The following is a 10,728-nucleotide window of genomic DNA, read 5'->3' as shown; positions in this document are numbered from 1 at the left end:
GATACCAGTCACAACCGTGCCTTCCTGACGGCCAGTCGGCTCGCGGTGGGCAAGCGCTTGTTACCCTTGGCCATGGCTCGACCGCTGGTGCATCCCCCGTCGCCAGCGGTCGAGCCTTTTTTCAGCGCAGGCCGAGGCGCATCAGAACGCGGGGATGACCGGCCAGGACCGAGGTCGTGTCCGCCGCGTGGGCGAAGCCGGCGCGCTCGAAGTTCTTCCGCAGACCCGCGTACGCCATCGTCAGGTCGACCTTGGCGTCGCCGTTGTCCAAGGGGTACGCCTCGATCGCCGGTGCGCCCCGGTCGCGGGCGAACTCGACCGCGCCGGCGATGAGAGCGTGCGAGATGCCCTGCTTGCGGTGGCCGGGGCGGACCCGTACGCACCAGAGCGACCACACCGGCAGGTCGTCGACGTGCGGGATCTTGCGGTTGCGGGCGAAGGAGGTGTCCGCGCGCGGGGCGACGGCGGCCCAGCCGACCGGTTCGTCACCGTCGTAGGCGAGGACGCCCGGGGGTGGATCCGCGCGGCACAGGTCGGCGACGTACGCGCCGCGGGCCGGACCGCGCAGCTCGTTGTTGAGCCGGGAGGGGATCCGGTAGCTCAGGCACCAGCAGACGTTCGCCGTGGGCGACTTCGGCCCGAGCACGGCACGGACGTCCTCGAAGTCCGTGGCCGGGCGAACGTCGATGCTCATGCCCCCACGATGTCACGGCCCGGGCGGCCACGCCCCGGGAGCCGGGGACACTGCCTGGCTGAACGCCTCGTAGAACGGCTGGGCCATCCCGGCGTATTCGAGGCGCCCTGCGCGACTGGGTGATCGGATCGATCGCCCTCGACCGGCCGCCGCCCCCTCCGCCACCGTCACCGCCGCCGCCTCCGCCACCGTCACCGCTGCCGCCTGCGTCACCGCGCCTCCTCCGCTCCCGGTGGCCGGCGTGGACGAACCGCCCGGCGTGGCGATCGCCCGGGGGAAGACCGGCGTCACCAGGCGCCCAGCGCGCCCGTCCGTCGCGGTGCCGGCGCCGGACGCGCCGGGCGGCACGGGCCCGGCGGCGCGGCGCCCGCGGCCCGGGCACCGGCTAGACGGACGCCGCCCGCAGCAGCCGCAGCTGGCCGATCTCGCTCACGTTCTTCATCAGCTCCGCGTTCACCCAGGCCACCATGTGCTCGACGGTGTGCCCGGGATCGTTCGGCCAGGGGAACGGGGCCGTGGCGTCCAGGTCCTGGTCGGTGAGGCCGTCCAGGACCTTCAGCCACTGGGTGCGCAGGTCCCGCAGCCACTCGACCGTCGGGGCGCCCTCGCCGGGCCAGACGATGTCCGCCCGGTCGCGGGGCGGGCGGCCCTGCGCGTGGTCGAGGGTGACGCTCCACCACCATCCGATGTGCCAGGTGACCCACCCCAGGGTGGGCACGGGGACCGGGTCGGGCTCGGTGTCCGCCCAGTCCGGGACCCAGGTGCCGTCGGGGCCCCGGCGCATCGTCCAGCAGAGCCCCACGGGCTCCCAGAGGAAGTCCCCGGGCTCCAGCCGCTCCAGGTGGTACTCGAACAGCGACCAGGTGAACTCGAACTGCCAGCGCGGCAGTTCCGTACGGGAAGCACTCATCGGCCGACCCTACGGGGGCGCCGGGGCGTCCCGGGCCAGTACCGGCCAGTCGAGGTCGCGCAGCGCGGGCTCGGCGTCGCAGTCCGACGGCAGGCGGGGCGTGGACTGGAACCAGACGACGGTCAGGCGCGAGCGGCAGGCGACCGGGTCGCGGGCCGGGTCCAGGGCCGCCGAGTGGAACGTGCCGAGGCAGGCCACGGCGGGCAGCACCTCGACCGGCCCGAGACCGCCCGCGTACTGGTCGGGGTACTCGCGCCGGGGCGGGACGAGGTGCACCGGCGTCCCCGGGCGGGACCGCTCGGCGGCGTGCAGGAGGCTGCGGATGCGCAGGTCGTTCAGCGGCTTGCAGGGGTAGCCGTCGAGCAGGTCGCCGTACGTCGACGAGAACCGCAGCTCGGCGAGGTCCACCGGGCGGCCGGAGGCCAGGACGAGGCGGGCGAGCGCCAGGGCCGGCCTTTTCGCGTGGAGTTGCATCGAGGTCTTTCAGTGGTGGTCATGGGCGGGGCCGTGGTCACGGCCGGTGCCCGGTCATCCGTGCCGCCGAGGCGATCGTCGCCCGGGCCTCCCGTTCGGAGAGGCCGGTGGCCCGGGCGGCGTCGGCCAGCGGATCGACGAGCGCCGGGCCGATGCCGTCCTCGTAGGCACGGCAGGCCGCCCAGAACAGGCGGGTGTTGCGCTGGCCCTCGTGCGCGGCCAGGACGAACTGGACCAGGCCCTGGCCGTGCCCGTCGGCCGGGGCGGGCAGCGGCTGGTGGGCGCGGGGTGGCGGGAGGAGCAGCCGCAGGAGGGAGCGGGGGCAGGGGGCGGGGGCCAGGTGCGCGGTGCCCGGGGCGGCGGCGTACACACCTTGGCCCGTGCGGGAGCCGGGGCCGACGAGGTAGCCGCCCGCGCCCCGGATGTCGATGCCGGGGGCGAGCCGGCCCGCCGAGTTGGGGACGACCACCTCGGGCGGTCCGCTCAGCCACAGGTGCCGCCCGCCGGACGGCGTCACGACGACCACGGTCGGCGGGATCGTGAACAGGTGCCGCAGTGCCAGCTCGCGCAGGGCGGCCGAGGAGTCCGTGCCGGTCTTCACGTCCAGGTCGAGGCCGATCAGATGGTGCGGGGGCAGCCCGCAGGCGATGCCGTAGCCGGTCGCCCAGGGCGCGGCGGCGAACAGTTCGCGGATGCGGTCCGGGTCGCTGGAGGCGTCGTAGACCCCGTGTCCGAGGCGGCCGCACGCGCCGTGGCAGGGGGAGGGCGCGGGGTCGTCGCGATGCGGTGAGGGCAGGGCCGGGAGCTTGGAGCGGGACAGGGGGAGGACGGCCAGTCCGCGTTCGGCGGCTGACAGGGCGTGTGCGAGGGCCAGCGTCGTGGCCTGCCGGTCGGTGGTGGCCATGACTCTAGTTTCGTACGTACGTTCGAAAAAGGAAAGGGGGAGCGGGTGCGACGCGCCGGGGCCGGACGGTGGCCGGGAAAGGTGCTGGAACGCTTCGTCCCTTGCGGCACCCGGGTTCGAACGCCCCCTTTCACTCCCGTCCGGTGCGGAAGTGACACATAGGGGTTTATCGGCATGTCCTCACGCTTGCGTGCGAAGAGTGGCTTCCGATGTGGTTCGCCGGGGATTCGGTGGGCAGTTCTGGATTCGCGACGTCGAGCACCGCACCTGGGCGGTCGGCCGACTTCCCTGGTGGCAGCAGTGGTTCACGCACGAAACGGCCATGAGCCGGTGCGTCCTCGGTTCCGGAAAGCCCTGGAGGGACAAGAACATGGCAAGCATCCGTACCGCCGGCGTCCATCGCGTCCGTCACCAAGGCCGAGCAGGGCGTCCTCGGCAGCGGCGTCAGCGGCGACAACTTCGGCACCGCGGCCACCGCCCAGCAGCAGGCCGTCGGTGACGGCGCCTCGGACCACAGCAACATCGCCCAGGTCGCCGGCTCGGAGTTCACGGCCGTCAGCCAGGGCAACGCCGACACGGCCATCGGCTTCACCCCGCTGTGGTGGTGAGCTGAGCGGGCCGGCGGGGCGGCGCCGGCACGGGTGCTGGGGGGTGTACTTCGTGGGGTCACAACGTCTGAGCGGCGGTACTCCGGTACCGCCGCGCAGGCGTTTTCGCGTCTGCCGGGCCTTGACGGGGCACCAAATCTGACGGACAGTCAGAAACTGTGATCGGTGAGCCGGAGGTCCACGAGGAGTTCGAGGCGCGCCTGAAGGCCTACGAGGGCCTCCCGGCCGCCGCCACCGGGGTCGGCCGCGACCTCGTCAACGAGCCGATGATCAGGCACTGGTGCGAGGCCATGGGCGACACCAGCCCCGCGTACACGGGACCGGACGCCATCGCCCCGCCCACCATGCTCCAGGCATGGACCATGGCCGGCCTCACCCGCCGCCCGGAGCGCACCGCCGCCTACGACGAACTCCTCACGCTGCTCGACGCGTCGGGCCACCACGCGGTCGTCGCCACCGACTGCGAACAGGAGTACCTGCGCCCGCTGCGCCCGGGCGACCGGGTCACGTTCGACTCCGTGATCGAGTCGGTGTCCGGCCGCAAGACCACCAGGCTCGGCACCGGCTACTTCGTCACCACCCGCACGGACGTCCGGGCCGGCGGCGAACTCGCCGGCACCCACCGCTTCCGCATCCTCAAGTACGCCCCCGCACACCGGCCTTCGAAACCGGTGGAACGCCGCCCCCGCCCGGTCGTCAACCGCGACAACGCCGGCTTCTGGGAGGGCGTCGCCCGCCACGAACTGCTCATCCAGCGCTGCACCGCCTGCCGCACCCTGCGTTTCCCCTGGCTGCCGGGGTGCAACGCGTGCGGCTCCCCGGACTGGGACACCGTGGCGGCGAGCGGCGAGGGCACGGTCTACTCGTACGTCGTCATGCACCATCCGCCCTTCCCGGCCTTCGAACCGCCCTACGCCGTCGGCCTCGTCGAACTCGCCGAGGGTGTGCGGATCGTCAGCAACGTGGTCGGGGTGCCGTACGACGAGGTGCGGATCGGCCTGCCGGTGCGTCTGGAGTTCCGGCGGTACGACGAGGAGCTGGAGCTGCCGGTGTTCCAGGGGGTGGGCCCGTGAAGGCCGGTGACCGTCTCCCGCCCCTGGAGATCCCCGTGACCCGGACCCTGATCGTCGCCGGGGCGATCGCCTCCCGGGACTACCAGGACGTCCACCACGACCCGGAGCTCGCCCGGCGCAAGGGCTCCCCCGACATCTTCATGAACATCCTGACGACCAACGGCCTGGTCGGCCGCTACATCACCGACCACTTCGGCCCCCGTGCGGAGCTGCGCCGGGTCGCCATCCGGCTGGGCGCGCCCAACCACCCCGGCGACACGATGGTGCTCACGGGCACGGTCGATGAGGTCGACGGCGACACGGTGACCGTCCGGGTCGTCGGCGCCAACGGCATCGGCAAGCACGTCACGGGCACGGTGACGGTGAGGATCCCGGCATGAGCCCGCGAGCGCGGGACGGTCTCGGCGGGCGCGCGGCCGTCGTCGGCGTGGGGGCCACCGCCTTCACCAAGGACTCGGGCCGCAGCGAACTGCGCCTGGCCGTCGAGGCGGTGCGGGCGGCCCTGGCGGACGCCGGGCTGACCCCGGCCGACGTCGACGGGATGGTCACCTTCACCATGGACACCAGCCCCGAGATCACCGTCGCCCAGGCGGCGGGCATCGGGGAGCTGTCCTTCTTCTCCCGCGTCCACTACGGCGGCGGCGCGGCCTGCGCCACCGTCCAGCAGGCGGCCCTGGCGATCGCCGCGGGCGTGGCGGACGTGGTCGTCTGCTACCGCGCCTTCAACGAGCGCTCGGGCCGCCGCTTCGGCTCCGGGGTGCGGCACCGGGAACCCTCGGCGGAGGGCGCGGCCCTCGGCTGGTCCCTGCCGTTCGGCCTGCTCACCCCGGCCTCGTGGGTGGCGATGGCGGCCCGGCGCTACCTGCACACCTACGGGCTGACCCCGGAGGCCTTCGGGCACGTGGCGGTCGCCGGCCGGAAGTACGCGGCGACCAACCCGGCGGCCCACTTCCACGGCCGGCCCATCACCCTGGCCGACCACGCCGCCTCGCGCTGGATCGTCGAACCGCTGCGGCTGCTCGACTGCTGTCAGGAGACGGACGGCGGCCAGGCCCTCGTCGTCACCTCCGTCGAACGGGCCCGCGACCTGCCCCACCCGCCGGCCGTGATCGCCGCGGCCGCCCAGGGCGCCGGGCGGGCCCAGGAGCAGATGACGAGCTTCTACCGCGACGACCTGACCGGGCTGCCCGAGGCCGCGGTGGTCGCCCGGCAGCTGTGGCGCGCCTCGGGGCTCGCCCCGGCCGACATCGACGTGGGCATCCTCTACGACCACTTCACGCCGTTCGTGCTGACGCAGCTGGAGGAGTTCGGCTTCTGCGGCCCCGGCGAGGCGGCGGACTTCGTGGCCGGGGAGCATCTGCCCCTGAACACGCACGGCGGTCAGCTGGGCGAGGCGTACCTGCACGGCATGAACGGCATCGCGGAGGCCGTCCGGCAGATCAGGGGGACGGCGGTGAACCAGGTGCCCGGGGCGCAGCGGGTCCTGGTGACGGCGGGGACGGGCGTGCCTACGTCGGGACTCGTACTGACCGCCGCCCCCCAGGGGTGAACCCGCAGTACCCCGGTCCCACCGCTCCACCTACAGGAGGTGCAGCGGACCCTACCCCTACAACCTGAGGGGGACCCCGCTTCGGGACCTGCGGCCGATCCGCTCGGCGTGCCCTCGCTCATAGCGTTGAGCCATGACCACACTCGTCTGCACGAGCGCTTCGAAGGCGGCCGGACCAGCGGCGCAGACCCTTCCGTACCCGTCGTTCTCGTCGTACGTCAGGGCCCGCCAGCCGGTGCTGCTGCGTACCGCCCGCTCGCTCACCGGCAACCCGAGTGACGCGGAGGACCTGCTGCAGACCGCCCTCACCAAGACGTACGTCGCCTGGGAGCGCATCGAGGACCACCGCGCCCTCGACGGCTATGTGCGGCGGGCGCTGCTGAACACCCGGACCTCGCAGTGGCGCAAGCGCAAGGTCGACGAGTTCGCCTGCGACGAGCTGCCCGAGCCGGACCCGGTGCCCGGCGGTGACGACCCGGCCGAGCAGCAGGCGCTGCGCGACGCGATGTGGCGGGCGATCATGCGGCTGCCCGCCCGCCAGCGGGCGATGCTGGTCCTCAGGTACTACGAGGACCTCAGCGAGGTCCAGACGGCCGAGGTGCTCGGCGTTTCGGTGGGCACGGTGAAGTCGGCCGTCTCCCGGGCGATCGGCAAGCTCCGCGAGGACGCTGAGCTGGGACTTGTCCGTCAGTGAGGCGGTGCCCGGCCCGCTTGTGAGCTGCCCCTCCGGCATGGCGTGATCTGATCGATCACCCGGTCCTAGTGACATACCGCGTGGTATGTGCGCAGAATCAGCGCAACCTTTACCACCGCGTAGGCAAAGTCGCCCCCGGGAGGACGCCGTGCTGAGCACCATGCAGGACGTACCGCTGCTGATCTCAAGGATCCTGACCCACGGGTCGACGATCCACGGGACATCACAGGTGACCACCTGGACCGGTGAGGACGAGCCGCACCGCCGCTCCTTCGCGGAGATCGGCGCCCGCGCGGCCCAGCTGGCGCACGCACTGAAGGACGACCTGGGCGTCACCGGCGACGAGCGCGTCGCGACCCTCGCCTGGAACAACGCGGAACATGTCGAGGCCTACTTCGCGATCCCCTCCATGGGCGCGGTCCTCCACACCCTGAACCTCCGCCTCCCGCCCGAGCAGCTGGCCTGGATCGTCAACCACGCCGCCGACCGCGTGATCATCGCCAACGGTTCGCTGCTCCCCCTGCTCGCCCCGCTGCTGCCGCACCTCAAGCCGGTCGAGCACGTGGTCGTCACGGGCCCCGGAGACCGCTCCCTCCTCGACGGCGCGGACGTCCGCGTCCACGAGTACGAGGACCTGATCGCCGGCAAGCCGACCTCCTACGACTGGCCCGAGCTGGACGAACGCCAGGCCGCCGCCATGTGCTACACCTCCGGCACCACCGGCGACCCCAAGGGCGTGGTCTACAGCCACCGCTCCGTCTACCTGCACTCGATGCAGGTCAACATGGCCCAGTCGATGGGCCTGACCGACGAGGACACCTCCCTGGTCGTGGTGCCCCAGTTCCACGTGAACGCCTGGGGCTTGCCGCACGCGACCTTCATGACCGGCGTGAACATGCTGATGCCGGACCGTTTCCTCCAGCCGGCCCCGCTCGCCGCGATGATCGAGAGCGAGCGGCCGACCCACGCCGCCGCGGTCCCCACCATCTGGCAGGGCCTGCTCGCCGAGCTGACCGCGAACCCCCGTGACGTCTCCTCCCTCGGCCAGGTCACCATCGGCGGCTCGGCCTGTCCGCCGTCGCTGATGGAGGCCTTCGACAAGCTGGGCATGCGGGTCTGCCACGCCTGGGGCATGACGGAGACGTCCCCGTTGGGCACGATCGCCCGTCCGCCGGCCGGTGTGGCGGCCGGCACGGAGGAGGAGTTCGCCTACCGCCTCACCCAGGGCCGCTTCCCGGCCGGCGTCGAGGGCCGCCTGACCGGCCCCGGCGGCGAACGCCTCCCCTGGGACGGGGAGTCGGCCGGCGAGCTGGAGGTGCGCGGCCCCTGGATCGCCGGGGCCTACTACAACGGGCCCGACGGCGAATCGCTGCGCCCCGCCGACAAGTTCAGCGAGGACGGCTGGCTCAAGACGGGCGACGTCGGCACGATCTCCGCCGACGGCTACCTCACCCTCACCGACCGGGCCAAGGACGTCATCAAGTCCGGCGGCGAGTGGATCTCGTCGGTGGAGCTGGAGAACGCGCTGATGTCCCACCCGGACGTCGCCGAGGCGGCCGTGGTGGCCGTCCCCGACGACAAGTGGGGCGAGCGCCCCCTGGCCACGGTCGTCCTCAAGGAGGGCTCCACCGCCACCTTCGAGACCCTGCGCGCCTTCCTCGCCGGCGAGGGCAAGATCGCCAAGTGGCAGCTCCCCGAGCGCTGGACGATCGTCGAGGCGGTCCCGAAGACGAGCGTGGGCAAGTTCGACAAGAAGGTCCTGCGCAGGCAGTACGCGCAGGGGGAGCTGGACATCACGGCCCTCGGCTGACCGGCATGGCCTTGAGGAGCCCCTGGCTGTGGCCGGGGGCTCCTCCGTGTCCGCACGCCGGGCACGCGCGTGCCGCTGGATCGTCTCACCGGCGTACGGAGGTCAGCCCCCACCCCAGCACCAGCCACACCCCCGCGACGACGCACACCCCGCCCCACCCGAAGTGGGTGTAGGCGGTCCCCGCGAGAGCCGAAGCGGCCGCGCCGCCGGCGAAGCCGGCGACCACATAGGCGGTGTTGGCCGTGGCGGGGGTGGAGGTCGCGGTCAGGGCCAGGGTCTGGTTGGCGACGTGGGAGGCGACCAGGGCCGCGTGCACGGCGACCGCGGCGGCGAACAGCGCCCACAGCACCTGCCCGCCCAGCCAGAACAGCGGCACCGAAACGGCGGCGACCAGGTACGCGGAGCGCACGACCCGCGCCGCCCCGAACCGGTCCACGAGACCGCCCGCCAGCGGCGCCACCGCACTCGCGGTCAGCCCGAAGAGCCCGAACAGCCCGGCGGTCGCGGTGGACAGACCGTGTTCCGGCCCGGTCAGCAGCAGCGCCAGTGAGGTCCACAGCGCGCTCCACGCGCCGAACATCCCGGCCTGCCGCACGCACGCCCGCCACAGCTCCGGCGAGCCCCGCAGCACCGAAGGCAGCGCGACGAGCCCCGCGAACAGCGGGCCCTCCCGGCGCCCCCGCGACGGCAGGACCACCGCGGTCGCGAGCCCCAGGGCGAGCGTGAGCACGGCGGCGCCCGCGAACACCCACCGCCAGCCGAACGCCTGCCCGGCCAGCCCGCCCAGGACCCGGGCCGCGACGATGCCGGTGAACAGGCCCGCGATGACCGCCGCGACATGCCTGGCCCGCCGCTCGGCGGGGGCCCGCTCGGCGACCAGCGGGACGAGCAGCTGGGGGATCACGGTCGCCGCCGAGGCGACGAACATCGCGGCGGCGAGGGCGGCGGTGCCCGGGGCGGCCGCACTGGCACCCAGCGCGAGCGCGGTGACGAGCGTGAGCCCGGCGACCAGCCGGCGCCGGTTCGCACGGTCGCCGAGCGGGGCGAAGAACAGCAGCCCGACCGCGTAGCCGAGCTGGGCGACCGAGGCGATCCAGGCGATGGCCGAGGGCGCCGAGCCGAAGTCGCGGGCCATGAGCGGCAGCAGCGGCGCGGCGAGGTAGATGTTGGCGGCGGTGACCGCGCTGCACACGGCGAGCAGCGTGAGGAAGAGGCCGGGGGCGGGGGTACGGGCCTGCCGCACGGGGGCGGCAGTGCCACGGGCTGCGGTAGTGGTCGCTGACGGCATGGGAGGGGGACTCCTTGGAGTCGGCTCTAGCAACTAACTGGTTGGTTGGCTGAGGAGGGAACAGTCTGAGCCGCCCCGCCATTCCCTGTCAACCAAACGGTTGGTTACCCGGCCGCGCTACCCTCTCCCCCATGGCAGCAAGGGACCCCGAGGCCACCAAGGCCCGGATCTTCGAGGCGGCGGTCGCCGAGTTCGCCCGGCACGGCATCGCCGGCGCCCGCATCGACCGCATCGCCGGCGCGGCGAAGGCCAACAAGCAGCTCATCTACGCCTACTTCGGCAACAAGGCCGAGCTGTTCGCGATCGTCCTCGAAAAGAAGATGCTCCACCTCGCCGAGGCCGTCCCCGTCGACCCGGACGACATCGAGGGCTGGGTCGACCGCCTGATGGACTACCACGCCGCCCACCCGGAGCTGCTGCGCCTGCTCTTCTGGGAGGGCCTGGAGTACGGCAGCACCGAGCTGCCCCACGAGTCCGACCGCCAGGAGCACTACGCCCGCAAGGTCGCCGCCCTCCGGGAGGGGCAGCAGCGCGGAGCCGTCACGGACGCCATTCCGGCGGCCGACCTGCTGTTCCTGCTGACCGCCCTGGCCAACTGGACCGCCGTCGTCCCCCAGATGCGGCGCATCCTGGTCGGCGACGGCGAGTCCGAACGGGACCGCCTGCGGGCCTCGGTGAAGGAGGCCGCGCGCCGGCTGACGGCCCGGTAGGACTACGGCCCGGT

11 protein-coding genes and 1 pseudogene are annotated in these 10,728 nt (G+C 73.0%); 7 read left to right on the top strand and 5 right to left on the bottom strand.

The window, feature by feature from the left end:
- Positions 1-121 precede the first annotated feature (121 nt).
- The 4 genes from RFN52_RS19670 to RFN52_RS19655 form a co-directional block, all read right to left on the bottom strand.
- Positions 122-694 (bottom strand): GNAT family N-acetyltransferase, encoded by a 573-nt coding sequence (locus RFN52_RS19670; protein ID WP_184847905.1) that lies wholly within the window; start codon positions 692-694, stop codon positions 122-124.
- A 385-nt stretch (positions 695-1,079) separates the two neighbouring features.
- Positions 1,080-1,604, bottom strand: a complete 525-nt coding sequence (locus RFN52_RS19665; protein ID WP_184847904.1) for a DinB family protein — start codon at positions 1,602-1,604, stop codon at positions 1,080-1,082.
- A gap of 9 nt (positions 1,605-1,613) precedes the next feature.
- A complete protein-coding gene (locus RFN52_RS19660; RefSeq protein WP_184847903.1) occupies positions 1,614-2,078 on the bottom strand; it encodes a hypothetical protein in 465 nt (154 codons plus the stop codon).
- A gap of 37 nt (positions 2,079-2,115) precedes the next feature.
- A complete protein-coding gene (locus RFN52_RS19655; protein ID WP_184847902.1) occupies positions 2,116-2,982 on the bottom strand; it encodes a bifunctional DNA primase/polymerase in 867 nt (288 codons plus the stop codon).
- A gap of 401 nt (positions 2,983-3,383) precedes the next feature.
- Between RFN52_RS19655 and RFN52_RS19650 the strand changes: the two are divergent.
- The 6 genes and pseudogenes from RFN52_RS19650 to RFN52_RS19625 form a co-directional block, all read left to right on the top strand.
- Positions 3,384-3,590: pseudogene (locus RFN52_RS19650) on the top strand (hypothetical protein); the annotation flags it as partial.
- A 158-nt stretch (positions 3,591-3,748) separates the two neighbouring features.
- Positions 3,749-4,663, top strand: coding sequence for a bifunctional MaoC family dehydratase N-terminal/OB-fold nucleic acid binding domain-containing protein (locus tag RFN52_RS19645; protein ID WP_184847901.1), 915 nt, complete (start codon positions 3,749-3,751; stop codon positions 4,661-4,663).
- Positions 4,660-5,043: a MaoC family dehydratase gene (locus RFN52_RS19640; RefSeq protein WP_184847900.1), complete on the top strand. Its 384-nt coding sequence runs from the start codon at positions 4,660-4,662 to the stop codon at positions 5,041-5,043. Before RFN52_RS19645 ends, RFN52_RS19640 begins: the two co-directional genes overlap by 4 nt.
- Positions 5,040-6,212, top strand: a complete 1,173-nt coding sequence (locus RFN52_RS19635) for a lipid-transfer protein (protein ID WP_184847899.1) — start codon at positions 5,040-5,042, stop codon at positions 6,210-6,212. The genes RFN52_RS19640 and RFN52_RS19635 overlap by 4 nt, the downstream gene beginning before the upstream one ends.
- Positions 6,213-6,345: 133 nt before the next feature.
- Entirely contained in the window at positions 6,346-6,906 is a 561-nt protein-coding gene (locus tag RFN52_RS19630; protein ID WP_184847898.1) for a SigE family RNA polymerase sigma factor, read from the top strand.
- A gap of 148 nt (positions 6,907-7,054) precedes the next feature.
- Positions 7,055-8,716 carry a long-chain fatty acid--CoA ligase gene (locus RFN52_RS19625; RefSeq protein WP_184847897.1) on the top strand — a complete coding sequence of 554 codons (1,662 nt, stop codon included), beginning with the start codon at positions 7,055-7,057 and terminating at the stop codon, positions 8,714-8,716.
- Positions 8,717-8,801: 85 nt separating this feature from the next.
- On the opposite strand, the gene RFN52_RS19620 is transcribed toward RFN52_RS19625, so the two are convergent.
- The gene (locus RFN52_RS19620; protein WP_184847896.1) at positions 8,802-10,004 is read right to left on the bottom strand and encodes an MFS transporter; all 1,203 of its coding nucleotides are present in this window, start codon (positions 10,002-10,004) and stop codon (positions 8,802-8,804) included.
- Between the two features lie 131 nt (positions 10,005-10,135).
- On the opposite strand from RFN52_RS19620, the gene RFN52_RS19615 reads away from it, so the two are divergent.
- Positions 10,136-10,714, top strand: a complete 579-nt coding sequence (locus RFN52_RS19615) for a TetR/AcrR family transcriptional regulator (RefSeq protein ID WP_184847895.1) — start codon at positions 10,136-10,138, stop codon at positions 10,712-10,714.
- The last annotated feature ends 14 nt before the right edge of the window (positions 10,715-10,728 follow it).

Source organism: Streptomyces collinus (genome assembly GCF_031348265.1).
Lineage (GTDB): Bacteria > Actinomycetota > Actinomycetes > Streptomycetales > Streptomycetaceae > Streptomyces > Streptomyces collinus.
The sequence above is the reverse complement of the archived record's forward strand: the minus strand, read 5'-3'. Positions and strand labels throughout refer to the sequence as shown.